Raw genomic sequence first — 19,901 nt, forward strand, 5'->3', positions numbered from 1 at the left:
CCAGGCCGCGGCCCAGGCTCTGCAGAACGCCACGGGCGGCACCGGCACCGGCACCAACGGTGCGCCGGTCATCGTGCCCGGCGGCGGCACCGCTGCACCGCCGACCGGCAACTGAACCCATGCGCGCACGCTTCGCAGCCTTTCTCGCCGGTGTCGCCGGCCTCTTGGGCGCGACGAGCGCAGGAGCTTCTACAGTGACGGAACCCGTAAAGGTCTGGATCGCGGCCGAGCCCGACGCGGCGGGCGGCTCGCTCTTCGTCGGCTATGCCAGCGCCGATTCGGCGTTAACCCTGCGCTATGAACTCGTCGGCGAAAAGCGCGGTTCTGGCGGCCGTTCAAGCGTGTCGCAGGGCGGTCGCGTCGCGGTTGCACCGGGCCTGGCGGCGCGTTTGTCGCAGGTTTCGTTCGGTCGGCTCGGCGAATCCGATCACTATTCCATACACTTGCGCGTGTATGACGGCGAAGATCTGGTGGCCGAAACCGCCCTCGATAAGTAAATATCCGTTAACGCTGCAAGAGAACTACGTTTTTACCGCCGGCGCATAAATTCTGCCTCATCGAACATCCGAGAGAAGGCAGCAGAAAAATGCGCAAGATCGACATCATGATTTCCGCCGCGACTGCGGCCCTTACTTTCGCCGCTTCGCCCGCTCTGGCCGTCCAGTCGGACGCCTTCGTCGATCAGATCGCCCTCGGCGCGCCCAAGTCGGCCGCGATGGACCAGGTCGCCAGCAAGTCGGTCGCGAGCCCCTTCGTCGCCCAGGTCGATGCGATCGACACCGGAAAAAGCTATAGCTTTCAGGCAACTACCGAAGTGATCCGCTTCGCGGACGCCGCTTCGGCCGAGCAGATCTCGCCCGCGCTCAACTCGCGCGGCGGCGGTGCCGAACTCGCCTTCCTCGGCCTCGGCCTGGATCTCGGCAAGTTCCAGCGCGTCTCGGGCGAGGGCAAGGCGGACTACACCGACGCCAACAACAACCGCCAGCAGTATGCCTGGGCCGGCGAAAACAACCTCCAGGTCGCGCTGCAGCGCGGTTCGGACAACTTCGCTTCGCTCGAGACCAAGGGCAACAACAACGTCGGCTTTATTCTGCAGGACGGCATCGGCAACGAAGCGCGCACCCAGCAGTTCGCCGACAATACTTTCGCCTCGATCCTGCAGTTCGGCAACCAGAACCAGGCTTCGGTCTACCAGGGCACCAACGCCAGCGTGGCCTTCGTCTCGCAGAACGGCATCGGCAACATCGTCAGCATCCGCCAGTAACCGGGCCGCGCCGCACGGCGCCTCCCCCTTGCGGGCCGAGACGGCAGCAGTGGCGCAAGCCCTGCTGCCGTTTTGCTGTGTGGGTGACCTAGGCCGCGAAGTAGTCGCGATACCAGGCGACGAAACGGCTAACCCCTTCGCGCACATCGGTTTTAGGGCTGTATCCCGTCAGCGTCTGGAGCAGCGAGGCATCGGCCCAGGTCGCCGGAACATCGCCCGGCTGCATGTCCATGTAGTTGCGGATCGCCTTCTTGCCGAGTTCCTGCTCGATCGCGTCGATGAAATCCTCGAGCCGGACCTTGTCGCTGTTGCCGATGTTGACCACGCGGAACGGCGCCACCGGTGAGAGGCTGTCACCCGCGGGCACGGCGTCGCGGCTCGCGGGCCGTTCGGGCACCGCGTCGATCAGCAGCCGGATGCCGCGAACGAGATCCTCGACATAGGTGAAGTCGCGCCACATCTGGCCGTGGTTGTAGATGTCGATCGGCGTCCCCTCGAGGATGCCCTTGGTGAACTTGAACAGCGCCATGTCGGGGCGCCCCCAGGGTCCGTAGACCGTAAAGAAGCGGAACATGGTGACCGGCAGGTTCCACAGATGGGCATAGGAATGCCCCATCTCCTCGTTGGCCTTCTTGGTCGCGGCATAGATCGTCAGCGGCGTGTCGCACTTCTGCGTCTCGCTGAAGGGCATGTCCTCGTTGGCGCCGTAGACCGACGAGGTCGAGGCCATCAGCAGATGCTGGACGCCGAGTTCGCGCGCCACTTCCATGACATTGAAGGTGCCGGTGATGTTGGTGTCGATATAGGTGCGCGGATGCTCGAGGCTATAGCGCACGCCGGCCTGAGCAGCGAGGTGGACGATCGCGTCGGGCTTTGCCTGCCGTGCGAAGGTCATCAGCCGCTCGTGGTCGAGGATGTCGAATTCCTCGGCGCTGAAGGCATTGCTCTCGCGCAGCAGGGCGTGGCGGCGGTGCTTGATGCCGACGTCGTAGTAGTCGGTGATCGCATCGACGCCGACGACGCGGAACCCTTCGGCGAGCAGGTGACGGGCGAGGTGGAAGCCGATGAAGCCGGCCGTGCCGGTGACGAGGACGGTGCGCATGGCCGGTTTGCTTATGCCTTCATGGTTAACGATCGACTACCGCCGTCTCATAGTCGAACATGGAGGGCTATGGCGATGCCTCGGCTGCGATGATCGGACCTCGGCATGCGGTATCCCGGTGCAAGTTTCACTGCACTGCACAAATAATCGCGTTATGCTCTGCCCATGAACGCACAATCGCTCCGCAAGCCGGTTCGCAAAGCAGTGTTTCCGGTGGCAGGCCTCGGCACGCGCTTCCTTCCGGCAACGAAGGCCATTCCCAAGGAGATGCTGCCGATCATCGATCGTCCGCTGATCCAATATGCGGTCGACGAGGCGCGCGAGGCGGGGATCGAGCAACTCATCTTCGTTACCGGCCGCGGCAAGACCGCGATGGTCGAGCATTTCGACCATGCCTTCGAGCTCGAGACGACGATGCGGGACCGCAACAAGAAGCTCGACGCGCTCGAGCGGACCTGGGTCCAGCCCGGCAATCTGATCACGGTGCGCCAACAGGTGCCGCTGGGGCTGGGTCACGCGATCTGGTGCGCGCGCGCCATCGTCGGCGACGAGCCCTTCGCGATTTTCCTGCCCGATGAACTCATGGTCGGGTCGCCAGGCTGCATGAAGCAGATGGTGGAGGCCTACAACGAGATCGGCGGCAACCTGATTAGCGTTCTCGAAGTCCCGCGCGAAGACGTTTCCAGTTACGGCGTGATCGCCCCTGGCGATCGGCTTGACGGCTTCGGCGGCGCGCTGACCGAGGTGCGCGGCCTGGTCGAGAAGCCGAAGGTCGAAGACGCTCCGTCGAACCTGATCATTTCGGGGCGCTACATTCTCCAGCCCGAAGTCATGCGCACGCTCGAGGGACAGGAGAAGGGTGCGGGCGGCGAGATCCAGCTGACCGACGCCATGGCGCGGATGATCGGCGAACAGCCGTTCCACGCGGTCACTTTCGCCGGTCGCCGCTTCGACTGCGGTTCGAAGATCGGCTTCGTCGAGGCGACCTTGGCGCTCGCGCTCGAACGTCCCGACATGGCTGACGACATCCGCCAGATCGCACGGCGCCTCCTGGACTGAGGCCGTTGGCGGACCGGTTGGTCCGCCAATCCCTCAGCGGCCGATGGCGTGGTAGACCAGCCCCGCGGCTTCGGCTGCGCCGCGGTCGTAGATGTTGCGCAGGTCGACCAGCACCGGCTGCGCGAGCCTTTCGCGCATGCGGCGCAGGTCGAGCGCGCGATAGGCATCCCATTCGGTGACGATCACTGCAGCGGTGGCGCCCTCGATCGCTTCCCACGGATCGTCGGTGAAGATCACGTCGTCGAGCACCTTGCGCGCCTGATCCACGCCTTCGGGATCGCAGGCGGCAATCGTCGCACCGGCATCCTGCAGCGCGCGGATGATCGCGATCGACGGCGAATCGCGCATGTCGTCGGTGTTGGGCTTGAAGGTCAGGCCCAGGATCGCGACGCGCTTGCCGCGCACGTCGCCGCCCGCCGCAGCTATGACCTTGCGGCCCATCGCGCGCTTGCGGTTGTCGTTCACCGCGACGACGGCTTCGACGATGCGCTGCGGCGCTTCGAAGTCCTGCGCGGTCTTGAGCAGGGCGATCGTATCCTTGGGGAAGCACGAGCCGCCATAGCCGGGGCCGGCGTTGAGGAACTTCGAGCCGATGCGGTTGTCGAGGCCGATGCCGCGCGCGATCTCGCGCACGTCGGCGCCGACCTTTTCGCAGAGATCCGCGATCTCGTTGATGAAGGTGATCTTTGTCGCAAGGAAGGCGTTGCCCGCATACTTGGTCAGTTCCGCGCCGCGACGGCTCATCTCGACCAGCGGCGACTTGCCGCCGAGGAACAGCGGTCGGTAGATCTCGCGCATGACCTCGAGCCCGCGCTCGTCCTCGCTGCCGATGACGATGCGGTCGGGGTGCTTGAAGTCGGCGATGGCGGCGCCCTCGCGCAGGAATTCGGGGTTCGAGATCACCGCGAATTCGGCCTTGGGATTTGTCTCGCGGATGATGCGTTCAACCTCGTCGCCGGTGCCGACGGGCACGGTGGACTTGTTGACGATGACGGTGAAGCCGTCGAGCGCCTCTGCGATCTCCTGCGCGGCGCCATAGGCATAGGAGAGGTCTGCATAGCCGTCGCCACGACGCGATGGCGTGCCCACGGCGATGAATACGGCATCGGCTTCGCGCACCGCGGCGGCGAGATCGGCGGTGAACGAGAGGCGCTTGGCCTTGACGTTGCTCGCGACGAGGTGATCGAGGCCGGGCTCGAAGATCGGGATTTCGCCGGCATTGAGCGCGGCGATCTTCGATTCGTCCTTGTCGACGCAGACGACGTCGTGTCCGAAATCGGAAAAGCAGGCGCCGGAAACCAGTCCCACGTAGCCCGATCCTATCATCGCGATGCGCATTCGAAGATCATTCCCTTTCAGTCATGTCCGACGGGCCGACCCTGCGGCGCCACCTTGGCGAGCGATATAGCGGAACGATGACGGAACGCGGAAGCCGTTAACACATTGGGCGCTCTTCGGACAGGTTGGACCGGCCCATGCGGTTCGCCGCTTGCCCGGTGCGGCAGGTCCATGGTGGACTTGCCGACAAGCGGGTCCCGCATCAACGTCGTATGCGGGTGCGCTTCGGCGGTGGGATCGGAAATATAAAATTACGACAGAATTGCGTCGATCGCGGCCAGCTTGCGGCTGGACGATGTGATGCCGGCTGAATGTCGATTCGACCGATGCTTCGGGTGTTTGGGGCGAGATTCGACGAGTCGAGTTTTGTATACTTTTGAACGTTTTAGGCGGGATTCCTAATCTTCATTTACCGTCGATCATCACACAAGATTGAGCGGAACAAGTCATACACCCGTTCACTGCAACGGGGTTCCTAAATGTCTATAAATCTTACCGCCGGTTCGCTGTCGGCGTCGGACTTTCTTTCCACTCTTGGGGTAAATACGCATTCGGGTTTCGTCATGGATGGCTACGCGAATACGGCGCTGGTCATCAAAAGCCTGAACTATCTCGGTATCGACACTGTCCGTGACGCCTTCTCGGCACAGGGCGCGGCCAAGCAGGCACTGGGCGCCTTGGCAGATGCCGGCATCAAGTTCGATTTCATCCTTTCCCCGCAGGCGACGACGGCCGATGTCCAGACCTGGGTCAAGAACGTCGGCACTTTCGCCAAGGATAACCCCGGTGCCGTGATCGCGGTCGAAGGCCTCAACGAGGTCGATCTCAACGCGGTCAACTTCAACGGCAACACCACGCTGGCCGGCGCCGCGGCGGTGCAGCGCGTGCTCTATGGCGCGGTCAAGGCCAACGCCGATCTTCTCGACGTGCCCGTGATCAACCTCTCGATCGGTCACGAGGACGCCAGCAAGTATGCAGCGGTCGGCAATCTTTCGCAGTATGCCGACTATGGCAACTCGCATGCATATACCGCGACCGGCGGCAGCGCCGATGCGCAGCAGGAACGTTTTCTGGCGCTCGCGGCGAATGCCGTCAGCGGTCAGAAGGTCTTCATCACCGAGACCGGTTACACCACGCACGAGACCGAAGACCGGCTCGGCGTCAATGCGACGAGCCAGGCCAAGTTGACTCTGACGGCGCTGTTCAACGCCTTCGAGAACGGTTCGGCACAGACCTTCCTCTATGAGCTGTTCGACAGCAACCAGACGACCGACAAGGGAGACCGCGAGCGCAACTTCGGTCTGTTCGAAAGCGACGGTACGCCCAAGCTTGCGGCCGTGGCGCTGCACAATCTCACTACGGTGCTCGGCAATGCCAGCAGCGGCGGTTCGGCCGTGGCCAGCGGGACCCAGTTCACGGCGACGGGGCTGCCGTCTGACGGACATGCGCTGACCCTGGCCAAGGGCGACGGCGTCTACGACATCGTCCTGTGGCGCGACGTGCAGGTCTGGGACGACGTGCAGAACGTCGAGAGGAATACGGCTGCCGTCCAGACCAAGGTCGAGTTCGGTTCGGTCCAGCAGAGCGTCTACGTCTACGATCCGATCAACGGCTCCAGCCCGGTCGCGGTCTATCACAACGTGAGTTCGGTGACGCTGGCGGTCGGCGATCGGCCGCTGATCGTCGAGGTCGGCGCTTCTGGGCCGGTCACCGAACCGGCCGCGGCCACGCCTGCGCAGGTGACGATGACCGCCGCTGATTTCGTGGCGCATCTCGATCAGTTGGCGGACAAGCCGCAGCTCGAGAAGATCATTCTCAGCGATACGCACAAGCTGGCCGTATCGACCTCCGAGACGCTGAAGTACATCATCGCCAATTACGGTGACGTGCTGGCCAAGGTCGAGGGCGGCTATTCGTTCGTCGTGGCCTTGACCGGGCCGAACTGGGAGAAGGACCAGAGCTTCGACGCGAGCGGCAAGCTCGTGGCGACGACGGACATCGCCTTCGTCAGTGGCGTCAAGCAGTACGAGCAGACCGTCGGCACCGACGGTTCGCGAAGCGTGTCGCGCTACACGGCCGGCAAGATCATCGAACGCGTCGACGTGTCGGTGGCCGGTGTGCGGGTGACCACGAGCTTCGACCAGGCCACCGGTTTCAAGCTCTGGACGAAGTCTGAGGCACCCGACGGTTCGTCGATCTCGACCAATTTCACCAATAACCTGGCGACCAGCATCTCGAAGGTGACCGCGACCGGCGAACGCAGCGTCGAGGTGCTGGGCACCGGAAGCGCGCGCACGGTCAACTCGGTGAGCGCCGACGGCACCAAGACGGCTCTGACCTACGACGCCGACGGCAAGCTGGCCAACAAGCAGGTCACGAAGGCGGACGGCAGCGGCGAGGCCACCGCCTACAATCTTACCGGGCTGCCCTATACGCAGCAGCAGCAGTACCTCGACCAGTCGGGCAAGGTCACGGGTGTGGTGCGCTCGCGAGCCGACGGCACGCTCTACTCGACCGAAAACTATGGCGCGACCGGTGCGAAGGCCTTCTCGAGCTACGATACGGCGGGCAAGCTGGCTTCGACCACGCGGATCGAGGCGAATGGCGCGAAGCTGATCTCGACCTACAACAGCGCGGGCGTGGCGATCTCGACGTTGCAGATCGACGTGTCGGGGACCAAGACCACCAAGCTCTACGACGCGGCGACGGGCGCTCTGACGCACAAGACGGTCGTGAACGTCAACGGGACGGGCGAATCGTTCGCCTACAAGCTGACGGGCCTGGCTTACACGCAGCAGCACCAGTATTTCGACGCGACGGGCAAGGTCACCGCGGTCGTGCGTGAGCGCGCCGATGGCACGCTCTATTCGACCGAGAACTACGCCGCGAGCGGCGCCAAAGCGCTGGCGACCTATGACACGGCGGGCAAGCTCGCGACCTCGACGCGGATCGAGGCCGATGGCACCAAGCAGGTCTTCACCTACAACGCGGCCGGCGCGAAGTTGAGCTCGCTCATCACCGATCTTGCCGGAACGACGGTCTCGAAGAGCTTCGACCCGACGAGCGGTGCGCTGACCAAGCATGCCGTTTCGGGATCGACCGATTCGACGCTGATCGGCGGCTCCGGCGAGCAGACGCTGATCGGCGGCTCGGGCAACGATCTGATCGACGGCGGCGCGGGGAACGACGTGCTGTCGGGTGGCGCGGGGACGGACACGGTGTCCTATGCTTCGGCCGCGGCGGGCGTGACGGTCAATCTCGGTCTCGGCCGGCAGGACACTACCGGCGCGGGGATCGACACGATCTCGGGCTTCGAAAACCTGACCGGCTCGGACTTCGACGACGTGCTGTTCGGTAATGCCGGCGACAACGTCATCATGGGCGGTGCGGGCAACGACCGGATCATCGGTGGCGGCGGTGCCGACACCTTGTTCGGTGGTGCTGGGGCGGATACTTTCCTGCTCCAGACGATGGCTCAGTCGACCAACGAGGCGCGCGACGCCATCCGCGATTTCAACCGCGCCGAGGGCGACATCATCGATCTCTCGCAGATCGATGCGATCGCGGGCACGGCGAACAATGACAAGTTCACCTTCGTCGAAACCGGCGCCTTCACGGGCAAGGCCGGCCAGCTGATCGCGGTTGCGGAATCGCCCAATCACTTCCTCGTCCAGGGTGACGTGAACGGCGACGGTAAGGCCGATTTCAGCTTCTGGGTCGACTCGCCCGCACCGCTGAACGCCGGATCCTTCATGCTCTGACCGTTGACGGCCCCTTCCGCGATCGGGAGGGGCCGTTTACGGTGCGCTGCACAATTTTTCGGCCCGGTCCCGAGCGGCGCTGCGCTGATCCGTCGCAATCCAGCAACGGCTGGCGACAAACCGCTGGCGGGGCGCCGCGCTGCAGCGCAGTAAAAGCCGCAGATGACGGCACTCAATCCACAGCGGCGCTTTGCCGGCCGCCTGGCATCGCGTCACCGTGCGGCGCTGTTGCTCGTGGCCGCCATGCTGCCTTCGCCCGCTCTGGCCCAAACCGAACGCGAGAAGCTCGAAGCGCTGCCCGCGATCGAGCAGAATGGTTTCAACCTGCGCGCTGCCGTGCAGGCCACTTACGACAGCAACATCTTCCGCACGAACGATGACGTCGCCCAGCGGGTCGACGACATCATCGTCACCCCGACCGTCGAGGCGCGGTTCAATCGCACGATCGGTCCGAACAGCCTGAACCTCTCGGCGCTGGCGGGCTACGATCGCTTCGTTTCGAACGGCGAGCGGAGCAAGCCGCGCTTCGTCGGCCGGATCGGCGGCAAGATCGCCGTGCTCAATCCTTGCACCGTCAGCCCCAAGGCGAGCTATCGTGCAGAGCGCGCGAACTACGGCGATCTCAACGGCGCCGTCGAGAACCAGCAGCGTTTCAGCGAACTCGGGATCGCCGTGTCGTGCGAAAGGCCCGCGGGCATCTATCCCAAGGCGTCCTACCTGCGCACCACGACACGCAACGAGGATGCCTTCGACTTCGCCGACCAGACCTCGAACATCTACGCCGCGAGCCTGAGCTTCGCGAAGCCGAGCTTCGGCGTCCTGCAACTGGCCGTCCAGCGCGAAGAGGCCCGGCGCGACACGCTCGGCTATACCAATCGCGTCGACCGTGCGAGCGTGATCTTCGATCGCGCGATCTCCTCGCGCCTGTCCGCGCATATCGACGTCCACGCGTTGCGCGTCCGGCCGACCGTGCCGACGATCCAGAAGCATGACGGGGTGGGCTGGGACGTCTCGGCCACGACGCGATTGCTGAGCCCGATGGTCATCACGCTCGGATCGCGCAGGACGGTGGTCAACGACAGCCTGATCACCACCGGCTACGTGCTGCAGAACGCCTATACCGCGCGCTTGCGGCTGCCCTTGAGCAGCCTCACCGAGATCGAGGGCAATGTCGAACGGCGCGACCGTCGCTTCCGGCACGAGACGATCACCAACCGCTCGCCGATCGACAGCGATCGCGTCTGGGCGGCCGAACTGACCCTGCGGCGCAAGCTGACCGAGCGCTTCAAGCTGGTCGGCGGCGCGGGCTATTACAACCGGTCGACCGACGATGCGCTCGTCGGAAGCTACAAGGCCTTCACCGTGACGCTCGGGGCGGAAGCGGTTTTCTAAACATGGAGACAAGCAGATGCGCGATCTGATCGCCGCGATGTATTTGGTCGCTCCCCTGGCTCTCGGCACTATCGGGAGCGTTCAGGCCCAACCCGTCACAGCCCCGCCGATGGCCGCTCCGCGCGTTGCGTCGGACTATCTGCTGGGCCCCAACGACGAGGTCGAGGTCAAGATCTTCGGGCAACCGGACATGGCGGTGAAAACCCGGATCAAGGCGGACGGTACGGTCAATCTCGTTCTGCTCGGACCGGTGCAGGCGCTCGGCAAGACGACCGGCGATCTCAGCCGCGAGATAGCGCGGGCCTATGAGGCAGGGGGCTACCTCGTGAAGCCCTCGGTCAACGTCGACGTGACGAGCTTCATCAGCAAGACCGTGACCGTGCTCGGCGACGTGCCGAGTTCGGGCAACTATCCGCTCGACCGACCCTACACCGTCGCCTCGATGATCGCACTGGCAGGCGGGATCAAGGATTCGGGGGCGAATGCGGTGATCCTGACACCGGCCGGCGGCGGCGCGCCTGCACGCATCTCGCTCAACGACATGAGCGGCGCGGCCACCCGCAGGCTCGAGCCCGGCGACGTGCTGTTCGTGCCGCCGCAGGAGCGCTTCTTCGTCTACGGCCAGGTGAACCAGCCGGGCGGCTACAAGTACCAGCCCGGGATGACCTATCGCCAGGCCATGGCGCAGGCGGGCGGTCCGACCCTGGCGGCATCGAGCAAGATCGAGGTCCGGCGCGAGGGAAAGCGCGTCGAGGGCCTGAAGCTCGACGATGTCGTCCAGCCCGAGGACGTTCTGGTCATCAAGGAAAAGCTGTTCTGATCCGGTAGCCCCGGTTTCAGGCGTTTTGCGCGCGGCGCGAAATCCAGTCGCGATAGCGCTGGTCGAACGCGCGACCGATCGCGATCGAGGGCGCCTCGACATAGCGCTGGACCAGCGCGGCGGTGCCGATCGAGCCGAGGAACAGCATCGGGGTAAGCACGGCGAGCGACACCAGCCAGGGCATTGTCGGCCAGAGCCCGACGAACATGTGCAGGAAGATCGGGTGGAACAGGTACAGCGAATAGCTGATCAGGCCGAACCACGCGAACAGCGCGCCGCCGAACCAACGCTTCAGCGCACACAGCAGGAACAGGGCCAGCCCGCCCAGATAGCCCGTGTTCGCGGCGACCCAGCCGACCAACTCGTTCTTCGCGTGCAGGTAGGCCAAGGTGTTCGCCGTGGTGGTCGCCGCTGCCAGGATCAGCGCCGATGGCCAGAAGATCCGGCAGGCGAAGGGATCGCGTTCGAGGACGCAGATCCGCGCGATCGTGCCGAAATGCATCGCGGCTAGGTAGGTCGGCAGGCCGACGGGCAGATCGCTTTGCGGATTGATCCAGCGATAGCCGCCCATTGCCAGCGCGAGGGTCAGGAACAATGCCATCATCGCGAGATTGAAGCGCGGATTGTGCAGCAGGCGTCCGGCGAAGGCGACCAAGCAGATGCCGTAGAAGATCAGTTCGATGAACAGCGTCCAGTAGACGCCCAGGATGTCGGGCGCGCGCAGCAGCATCTGCACCATCGTGAGGTTGGCGATGACCTGCCAGGATCCGAAGATCTGGCCGGTAAACAGGGGGATGACGACGATCGCGAGCAGGATCGAGGCCCAATAGGCGGGATAGAGCCGGAAGAACCGACTGATCACGAACTTGCCGATCGGCGCGGGACCGCTGAAGCTGAACGGAATGACGAAGCCGCTGATGCAGAAGAAGGCGACGATGCCGAGCCGGCCGGTGCTGAAATACTCGCGGAAGGCGCCGGTGAGCAGTTCACCGAGCGGGCGGAAGGGCGTGACGTGCCCGACATATTCGGCCCAATGACCGAGCAGCACGGCGAATGCGGCAAGGCCGCGCAGGCCGTCGATGTGGTCGAGCCTGTGCTTCGGGCGTGCTTCGGTCATGCGGAGATCCCTGAACGGAGCGCGGGTTCTGCCGCGGCGGATGGAGCGGGGGCGACCGGCGTGACGGCCGATCGGTGTTTGCGCGAATAGCTGGGGCCGAAGGCCGCCTTGCCGAATAGCCCGCTGAATACGTAGCCGGCGATGATCGTGGCGAAGGACGGGCCGTAGCAGGCGACCGTGATCGTATAGATGTTGAGCATCGCGACGAGCGCGAGCTTGCTCGGGTCGCGCAGGTTTCGCACGGCAAAGGCCTGCGCGATCACCAGGATCCCGAAAGGAATGCCAAGGAACAGGTAGGTCGTGATGTAGAAGTTGTCGACGGGCACGGCATAGCCGGCCATCTCGGTATAGGTCATGGGATAGGAGAAGCAGCCCAGGCCGCAGCCCGTCAGCAGTCCCGCCGGGTAGGTCTGCGAGAGATACTCGAAGGGCTTCTGCCAGGAATTGTCGATGCGGTCCTGCAGGCTGAACAGGTCCGGATAGTTGGCATCGAGATTGGCGCCGCCCAGGGTGAAGATCATCAGGATCGGGAACAGCACCAGCAGGTAAGACGAGACGGCGACACCCTGCTGCAGCCCCAACTGGCGCCGCGCGGGCACCAGGATGTGGATCGCGACGTAATAGGCCACGAAGGCCGCGAGCACGCCGCTCGCCGTCTTGCTGGTCGAAATGTCGAGCGCGTAGAACAGCACCGGCCAGAGCAGCACGTTGGCCCAGCGCGGCAAGTGCTTGTACAGCAGGAAATAGGGGAAGATGACCATGAAGGCAGCCATCGTGCTGTCGCCGGCGAAGCCGCCGTACCGCACGACGCCGCCCGCCCACCACAGCTTGCCGACGGTCTTTTCGAAGCCGAAATTGCTGATGTTGGCGCCCACCCAGGGATAGTTCGAATGGGGCGCGAGGATCAGGCCAATCGAAGACATCGCCATCATCGTGAACAGGATGATCCGGCAATAGCGCTTCTCGGTGATCGACCGGTCGAGGAAGGCCATGCCCACGAACAGCGGTATGACGGCCTTGATCCCGGTCACGAAGGCCAGGCTGGACTGGTTCATGTAGATTGCGCCGATCACGGCCGCCGCGAAGAAATTCACGACCAGCATGCCTGCCAGGATCGAACGGTTCTGGAAGATCGCCGCATAGCAGAAATAGGCGAAGACGACGAAGGCGAGGCCGTCGGGCACGAACCACAGGGTCGATAGCCCGAACATGTCCATGTAGTAGCGGATCGAGCCGGTCAGTGTGTCGCGGATGGCATAGAGCGCCACGTCGAGGAAAAGCAGGCGCACCATCCACTGGGTGTAGAATCCGTCCACCTGCTTCGGCGCGGAAGTGGCCGGAGTGCTTTGCCAGGATCGGCCGGCGGGGCTGGGTGCGAGCGTGGCCATGTCAGCTTCCCAGCCGCACGGCGGGACGGGCGAAATGCCGCTGGAGAGCGCTTAGGATCGGGCGCTCGACAAAGCGGTAGATCAGAACGGATACGATGACGGCGGCCGCCAGCATGGCCAGGATCGGCGCGACGGGGGCGAGCGTCCATAGACCGAGCTTCGCGGATGCCGCGGCCACAGCCTTGAGCGCGAAAGGGTGGGCAAGGTAAAGCGCATAGGATGCGTCGCCGCCCAGCACGGCCAGCCGGGCCGGCCGGGAACTGACCGACAGGCGCGGTCCGCAGACGACCGCGCCGACGATGAGCAGCGCGGGAATGCCGCCGGTGATCGCGCGCGCGAGCTCGTGGTAGGCGCCGGTCTGATAGGACCATGTCGCCAGCAGGAAGCCGGCACCTGCGACGATCAGGGCAACCCAGCCAGGCAGCGTCGCGCGATGGCGATGTAGCGCCGCCAGGCCGATGCCGAACAGGAACTCGAAGATGATCGGATCGCCCCAGAATTTCAGCATGAAGGCCTGAGGCGGGGCCAGCCGCGCGGCAACAAAGAGCGCCGCGAAGACCGACAGCAACAAGGTCAGGCCCAGGCGCCTGGGCAGGGTCAGCGCCAGCGCGAAGACGCAGTAGAACATCATCTCGTAGTTCAGCGTCCAGCCGAGCGTCAGCACCGGAAACAGGCCCCGGCCGTCGGGGTGGGGCCAGGGGATGAAGAGGTACGAGGCCAGCGCGAAAGGGATCGATTCGCCGGGCGAGAAGGCCGCCAGCGTGACCAGAGCGATCGCGGTGGTGCCCAACCAGTAGATCGGCACGATGCGCAGGACGCGGCGGCGCAGGAAACGCTGCGCCTCGCCGGGCTTGCCGAAGCTGTCCTGCATCAGATGCCACATGATGAAGCCGCTGATGACGAAGAAGATGTCGACGCCGATCCCCCAGTCGAAGGCGATGAACCGGGCCGCGCCGGCCTGTGCGCCGAGGGCTTCGACGGCCTCGTGCTGACAATGGCCGATCACGACGAGCAGTGCGGCGAGGAAGCGCAGCGCCTGGACGCCTTCGAGCCTTGCGGCCTTGGCGGGTTCCCCCGGCGGCGCCACGACCCGCGTCAAAACTCGGCCTCGAAGGCCATGTCCGCCGCCGGCTGGGCTACGGCGATGACCGTGGGGGTGTTGGTGATGCTGACCGTCGCGGCCTTGGCGCCCGTGCCGCAGAGTGGCCGGCTTTCGACGGACTGCCCCGTCGGTCGCAGCGTGGCCACCGCTGCGGGTTCGTTGGTCCAGGCGATCAGCTTGCGTCCGTCGGCGCCGGCATAGTCGAGGACCGTGATACGTGGAGATCGATAGGCGACGCGGCTCCGGCGCATCGCGCGGGACAGGCCGATGCTTTCCTTGACGAGGCAGGCCGACGGCTTCGGCTTGTAGTTGTAATCGTAGAGCCCGAAATTGTCCTCGATGTCGTCGGTATTCAGGCCCTGATCCTTGAGCTGGTAGATCCACACCCCGCGCACCCAGGGCGTCGCCATCGACCAGAGAAGAAACTGGGCGAGATTGTCGGCCGATTGCTCACGGGAAATCCGGCAACTCGTCGCGGTCGGCCAGCCGATTTCGGTGATGTAGAGGTCGGGCGCGGTACCCGCCGTGCGACCCAGCGTTTCGCGCAGCCGCTGCATTTCGCCGATGGCTTCGCTCGCGGTGCGGTCGGCGGCGGGCTTGCAATGGTTGTAGTAGTGGACCGAAAGTCCGGCACGCTGGCGCTTGAGCCCGGCGGCAACGGCGCCGAGCCAGAGCCATTGCGGGTCGGTCCCGGCGGCGCCGTAGAGCACCGTGGCCCGCGGGTTCGCCGCGCCGGCGGCGGCGATCGCCGCGCGTGCCAGCGGGATATAGTTGCCAGCGGCACGCGGGTCTTCGATGCGGCCCGCATCGGCGAGCGCGGCGCGGCCCATGACGGCGCGCAGGTTCCATTCGTTGCCCAGTTCCAGCAGCGCGCGATCGCCCTGCGGGGTGGCGGCGACCTGGGCCGCGAAGGTCGCATAGGCGGTGCGGCCGCCGGGCGTGACAGGCGGGTTGGCGCCTTCGATGCGGCGGTTGCCGGCGGTCAGGATCAGCAGGGGGCGTGCCTTCGTCGCGGCCATGAACTGACCGAGCCGACCGGGAAAGGCGCCCTTGGCATCCTGGAATGCCGGCCAGTCGAGATCGTCGCGGAAGGAATCGAAACCCAGCTCGTCGATCAGCCGCGCGCTTTCGCCGATCTGATAATTGTACTCGCCGCCGATGCCGAAATGGGTGCCTACGCCGATCAGAAGCGGTGCGGCGCGACCGGCCGACAGCGTCTTCGGCACGACTATGCGTTCCTTGGCCGGCGGCGCCGCGCTCGATACGACCGTCGCCACGGCCGCCAGGACGGCCAGCACGGCCGGTGCGGCAAATCGCTTGGCCATCCGCGACGCGCGCCCGCGGCTTTGCCAGCTTCGGGTCGGACCCTCCTTCATGATCGGGAGGGTGAAGCTTTGCGCGTCAGCACGAGGAGGGACCAGCCGCCGAGCAGCCGCGCGCTGGCATGAGCGCTCAGCTGGAAGGCGATCCGTCGCGGCCAGGCCGCGAGGCGCTTCTTCCAGGTCTTGTCGCTTTGGTCGATCGCCCAGGGCGTATAGCGCTCGGCGACGATCTCGAGCTCGCATTCGCGCAGCAGGGCGATCGCGGTGTCGCGGTTGAAATAGTGGAGATGGCCGATCTGCGAGCGTGCGTTCATCACCGGCCAGCCGCGCGCCACGGCCAGCGCGTTCATGTCGAGCGGTATGTGGAACAGCTGGTATTCACCGATCTCGGCCAGCGCGCGTGCGAAGGCGAAAGGATCCTCGACATGTTCGATGACATCGATTGCCATCGCCAGATCGAAGGTCAGCGGCTGGCCGAACGGCGAGCCATGATGAAAGGAAAGACCCGAGCCCGCCCGTCGGTTGCTGATCTGGTAGGCCTGCGGCGATATGTCGAAACCGTCGCCCGTCGATCCGGGGTAGGCTTCCTGGACCAGCTCGAGCACACGGCCGCTGCCGCAGCCGACCTCGCAGATCGAGCGCGGGCGCAAGGCCGACTGGTCGAGAAGCCCCTTGATCAGCCCCGCCTTCCACGGCGCGTCATCCTCGTGCCAATCGGGATTTTCGGACAGGTAATCGCCCGCGAGATATCGCTGCGAGGTCTGGCTGGCCATGACCGATCCTTTCAGAGCAGGACCGTGCCGGCGATCGGGATGGCCGCGCTGTCGAGCACGTCGATCACCGAGCGGACGCGGTCGTATGTCGTGCGGTGCTGCTTGGTCAGCAGGACGGCGGTGTCGAAACCGGCGAAGACGTTGGCCAGGAATCCGGCTTCCTGGTCGCGGCCGATCGGTAGGCCGGTGATCACGCATTCGGTCATCGCCGGCCAGCCGCGTGTCGCCTCGAGGATCGAGTAGCGCTCGAGATGGTGCGTCGACAGGTCCTGCTCGGCGCCCGCGGGCAACAGTTGCAGGCCATCGACGGCCGTGGCCAGCGGTGCCGGCTGCTCGTCGCTGTCGTCGAGATAGCCGATCAACCCATGATCGCCGGGAACGCCGAAGAGCTGCGCCAGCCGCGGCGCGCGGAAGTCGGCCTCGAGCAGCAAGGTGCGCATGCCGAGCCGGGCCATGACGATGGCCAGGTTGCCGGCGATGCCGGGCAGTTCGTCGCCGCAATCCATGCCGACGAGCGCGCAGGTCAACGCTTCGCCGCGCGGTTTCTGGTCGACCGCCTGCAAGATCGTCGCGCGCAGCGCTCGGATCTTGCGCACGGCCGAGTGCTCCATGTCGTAAGCGGCGAAAAGCTCGCTCGACAATTCGCCCGGCGGCGCCGGATCGTCGAGTTCGAGCCCCGAGGCTGCAGCCAAGGATGCGGCCGCGAAAGGAAAGCCGCCGTTGACCGGTGCCCGATCGACCTTTGCCCGGATTCTCATGCTGCCACTCCCCCAAGGCGCGCGGGCTCGACGGCCATCGGTCGCGTGAAGTCGAGGATATGTTCGACATCCGTGGCGCGCGCGGCGCCGCGTGCCGAGCGAATGCGCGGCTTGGCCAGTTCGAGCAGCAGCAGCGGCACGATGCCCGCCATTATCCCCAGAACCACCGCTGCGACCAACCAGAGCATGAGATTGGGCTTTGCCGGGAAGACCGGCACTGCGGCGTGATCGAGCCGGGTGGCACTCGCCTGAGAGATCTCGCCCTGCAGCGAGGCTTCGTTGAAGCGCTGGCGCACCGAATCGTAGGTCTGGCGCGCGGCATCGACGTCGCGCTGCAGGACCATCAGCTGGTCCTGGACGGTCGAAAGCCCGATCATGCGCGATTGCTGGTCCGCCAGCAGCGCGCGCAATTGCCGCTCACGCGCGCTGGCGGCGCCGCTCGCGGCGCTCAGGGCGCCCTCCTGGCCCGAACGCGCCTGGGCGAGCGAGGCCTGCAATTCGCGCAGATTGGCCTTCGCCGCGATCATCTGCGGGTGATTGGCGCCGAGCGTCTTGCTCAGATCCTGAGCCTTCGCCGCCTGGGTCGCGACCTCGCGCTCGAGGTTCTGGACGATGTCGGAGCCGGCGACTTCGGGGACCGTGCCGCGGCCGGCCACCGAATGCGCCTTCGCCGCATCGGCCTGGGCGATCACCAACTGATCGGTGAGCGTCTTCACGCGATCGCCCTCGAGATCCATGCGGTCGATGCCGACGATGCCGTGCTGGCGCTGGAAGTTGGAAAGCCGCTCCTGCGCCTTCTCGTAACGCTGGCGGACTTCGACGGTGCGTTCGTTGAACCATTGCGCGTTCCGGCGCGCCGGCACGGCGCGCAGTTCGACCTGCTTTTCCATGAACACGTCGGCGACGAGGTTTACGATCCTGGCCGACTGCTCCGCCTTCTTGTCCATGTAGCTGATGCGGATCACGTTGCTGGTGCGATCGGTGACGACCTTCAGATTGCTGCGGATGATGGCGACGGCCTGCTGACGGCGGTCGTTCTCCAGCCCCGGCAGGCGTGCCAGGAGACCGGCTCTCCGCGCGACCTCGACCAGCACGACCTCGCTCTTGATGACGTCCGCCTGGGTGCCGACGAGCGCCTCGACCTGCTGTGGGTTGAGCGACTTCTCCTCTTCGGTCGGGTCGGACTGGCTGACGTCGATCACCACCGAAGATACCGCCGCGTAGTATCGCGGCTGGGCCAGCGCGATGATCACGATCAGCGCGAAGACGGCGAGCCCGCCGAACAGGGCCAGGCGCCAACGCTGCCGGACGGCCTCCACAAGATCGACCAACGGTATCATCGGAACGCCTCCCCAACCTCTTGGAACGCGAGGCTCATGTCGTGCCGCTGGTGCGACACCTCCTCGTCGAAAATCTGCTGCCGGCGTGCGACCATGAGCATCAGGAACTGCGCCGACAGATTGTCGCGGAACATGCGCGCTCCGCGGCTGCCGACCGGATCGGTGACTCGCTCGAGCTGTTGCATCAGCGTTTCGCTGCGTGCCGTGATCTGATGCTCGGGCACGCCGATCGACCGCAGTGCGTCAGCCACCGCCGCACCGTCGAATTGTCCGGCATAGCTCGCCAGGACGGCGACCGCGCCGAGTTGGTCGGGTATCGCGCCCGGCGCGTTGAGCAGATGCCGGAACCAGTCGTGCGTTTCACGGCTGATCATCGCCCATTCGAGCAGCGCCTTGGTCAGCCCGGTGCCGACTTCGGCTTCGGTGATCTGCAGGCTCTGACGTTCCTCGGCCCGCAGCGCGGCATGCATGCCGAACAGCCGCAGGTGATAGGCCGAGCCCATCGCCGCGCGCACGAGCACCTCACGCGCGTCGCGATCGATCGTCATGCCGGCGACGGCGCAGCAGTGATCGAGCAGGTGGTCGAGATCGGCGCGCGAGATCGTGCCGAGCTGGATCGCCTCCATGTGACGACGCAGCGAAGGATGCCCCACGACGAGTTCCTCGATGTCGCCGGCGATGCCGATGATGAACAGGCGGATCGGCAAGCGCATGTCCGACAGCAGCTTCATCAGGCTCGCCAGCTCTTCCTTGGTCCGCGGATCGCGAATCCGGTCGAACTCGTCGAGCAGCAGCACGATGTCCTGATCGAAATGGAGCGCCATCCAGTCGGCGAGGAGCCGGGCACTGGCGCCGCCTTCGGGCGCGACGATCGAACGACGGCCCTGCGAGGCCACCGCCACCAATTCGTGGACGAAGGGCGCCATCAGTTCGCGAAAGTCGAGGTCGCCGCTGACAGAATGGTAGAGGACGAGGAAGCGCGCCTCGTCGGCCAGTTCGCCGAAGACCCGCGAGAGCGAGGTCTTGCCCGAGCCGCGGCCGCCAAAGACCAGTGCGTGCTTGCCCTGTTCGATCACCGCGTTCGTCAGGCGCGACAGTTCGGTGCCGCGGCCCGACAGGCCAGAACGGTCCTCGACCGGCATGGAGCTATCGAACGCTCGAACGATGCGGACGCGCTGGCTCTTGCTCGCGGGATGGCGAATGACCGGCGCGGATACCGGGGCCGGGGCGGGCGCCGGCTTCTCCGGCAGCGGCTCGTCGCCGATCCAGGTCAGCAGCTTCGGGCCGGCGTCGGCCGTGTCGCCGGTCAGCCATCCGATAAAGCGTCTCAGGAAGTTCGGCATGATATTGACGTCTTCCTCTGAA

At 65.3% G+C, this 19,901-nt stretch carries 16 protein-coding genes; 6 read left to right on the top strand and 10 right to left on the bottom strand.

Annotated features, from left to right (window positions below; all coding sequences use genetic code 11):
- Window positions 1-119 precede the first annotated feature (119 nt).
- Window positions 120-497, top strand: a complete 378-nt coding sequence (gene csgH / locus WG901_RS14025; protein ID WP_339587717.1) for a curli-like amyloid fiber formation chaperone CsgH — start codon at window positions 120-122, stop codon at window positions 495-497.
- An 89-nt stretch (window positions 498-586) separates the two neighbouring features.
- The gene (locus WG901_RS14030; RefSeq protein WP_339587718.1) at window positions 587-1,264 is read left to right on the top strand and encodes a hypothetical protein; all 678 of its coding nucleotides are present in this window, start codon (window positions 587-589) and stop codon (window positions 1,262-1,264) included.
- A gap of 88 nt (window positions 1,265-1,352) precedes the next feature.
- Here the strand turns inward: WG901_RS14030 and WG901_RS14035 are convergent, their stop codons facing one another.
- Window positions 1,353-2,366 (bottom strand): SDR family NAD(P)-dependent oxidoreductase, encoded by a 1,014-nt coding sequence (locus WG901_RS14035; RefSeq protein ID WP_339587719.1) that lies wholly within the window; start codon window positions 2,364-2,366, stop codon window positions 1,353-1,355.
- A gap of 165 nt (window positions 2,367-2,531) precedes the next feature.
- On the opposite strand from WG901_RS14035, the gene galU reads away from it, so the two are divergent.
- A complete protein-coding gene (galU, locus tag WG901_RS14040; RefSeq protein ID WP_339587720.1) occupies window positions 2,532-3,425 on the top strand; it encodes a UTP--glucose-1-phosphate uridylyltransferase GalU in 894 nt (297 codons plus the stop codon).
- A 33-nt stretch (window positions 3,426-3,458) separates the two neighbouring features.
- Here the strand turns inward: galU and WG901_RS14045 are convergent, their stop codons facing one another.
- Entirely contained in the window at window positions 3,459-4,763 is a 1,305-nt protein-coding gene (locus WG901_RS14045; protein ID WP_339587721.1) for a UDP-glucose dehydrogenase family protein, read from the bottom strand.
- Window positions 4,764-5,326: 563 nt separating this feature from the next.
- Between WG901_RS14045 and WG901_RS14050 the strand changes: the two genes are divergently transcribed.
- The 3 genes from WG901_RS14050 to WG901_RS14060 all read left to right on the top strand — a co-directional run bounded on the left by WG901_RS14050 (window position 5,327) and on the right by WG901_RS14060 (window position 10,736).
- Window positions 5,327-8,524, top strand: coding sequence for a M10 family metallopeptidase C-terminal domain-containing protein (locus tag WG901_RS14050; RefSeq protein ID WP_339587722.1), 3,198 nt, complete (start codon window positions 5,327-5,329; stop codon window positions 8,522-8,524).
- Between the two features lie 162 nt (window positions 8,525-8,686).
- On the top strand, window positions 8,687-9,916 hold the full coding sequence (locus WG901_RS14055) for a hypothetical protein (protein WP_339587723.1): 1,230 nt from the start codon (window positions 8,687-8,689) through the stop codon (window positions 9,914-9,916).
- Window positions 9,917-9,932: 16 nt separating this feature from the next.
- On the top strand, window positions 9,933-10,736 hold the full coding sequence (locus WG901_RS14060) for a polysaccharide biosynthesis/export family protein (RefSeq protein ID WP_339587724.1): 804 nt from the start codon (window positions 9,933-9,935) through the stop codon (window positions 10,734-10,736).
- 16 nt (window positions 10,737-10,752) lie between these two features.
- Here the strand turns inward: WG901_RS14060 and WG901_RS14065 are convergent, their stop codons facing one another.
- The 8 genes from WG901_RS14065 to WG901_RS14100 are packed head-to-tail and all read right to left on the bottom strand — an operon-like array spanning window position 10,753 to window position 19,879.
- Window positions 10,753-11,853, bottom strand: a complete 1,101-nt coding sequence (locus WG901_RS14065; protein ID WP_339587725.1) for an acyltransferase family protein — start codon at window positions 11,851-11,853, stop codon at window positions 10,753-10,755.
- The gene (locus WG901_RS14070; protein WP_339587726.1) at window positions 11,850-13,241 is read right to left on the bottom strand and encodes a hypothetical protein; all 1,392 of its coding nucleotides are present in this window, start codon (window positions 13,239-13,241) and stop codon (window positions 11,850-11,852) included. Before WG901_RS14070 ends, WG901_RS14065 begins: the two co-directional genes overlap by 4 nt.
- Window position 13,242: 1 nt before the next feature.
- Entirely contained in the window at window positions 13,243-14,328 is a 1,086-nt protein-coding gene (locus WG901_RS14075; RefSeq protein ID WP_339587727.1) for an acyltransferase family protein, read from the bottom strand.
- Between the two features lie 8 nt (window positions 14,329-14,336).
- Window positions 14,337-15,668, bottom strand: coding sequence for a glycoside hydrolase family protein (locus WG901_RS14080; RefSeq protein ID WP_339587728.1), 1,332 nt, complete (start codon window positions 15,666-15,668; stop codon window positions 14,337-14,339).
- A gap of 47 nt (window positions 15,669-15,715) precedes the next feature.
- Complete coding sequence (locus WG901_RS14085; RefSeq protein WP_339587729.1) at window positions 15,716-16,438, bottom strand: class I SAM-dependent methyltransferase; 723 nt, start codon at window positions 16,436-16,438, stop codon at window positions 15,716-15,718.
- An 11-nt stretch (window positions 16,439-16,449) separates the two neighbouring features.
- The gene (locus WG901_RS14090; protein ID WP_339587730.1) at window positions 16,450-17,196 is read right to left on the bottom strand and encodes a tyrosine-protein kinase family protein; all 747 of its coding nucleotides are present in this window, start codon (window positions 17,194-17,196) and stop codon (window positions 16,450-16,452) included.
- Window positions 17,193-18,536 carry a GumC family protein gene (locus tag WG901_RS14095; protein WP_339587731.1) on the bottom strand — a complete coding sequence of 448 codons (1,344 nt, stop codon included), beginning with the start codon at window positions 18,534-18,536 and terminating at the stop codon, window positions 17,193-17,195. Before WG901_RS14095 ends, WG901_RS14090 begins: the two co-directional genes overlap by 4 nt.
- On the bottom strand, window positions 18,533-19,879 hold the full coding sequence (locus tag WG901_RS14100) for an nSTAND1 domain-containing NTPase (protein ID WP_339587732.1): 1,347 nt from the start codon (window positions 19,877-19,879) through the stop codon (window positions 18,533-18,535). Before WG901_RS14100 ends, WG901_RS14095 begins: the two co-directional genes overlap by 4 nt.
- Window positions 19,880-19,901 lie beyond the last annotated feature (22 nt).

This window comes from Novosphingobium anseongense (assembly GCF_037482895.1).
In the GTDB taxonomy this organism is placed as follows: domain Bacteria; phylum Pseudomonadota; class Alphaproteobacteria; order Sphingomonadales; family Sphingomonadaceae; genus Novosphingobium; species Novosphingobium anseongense.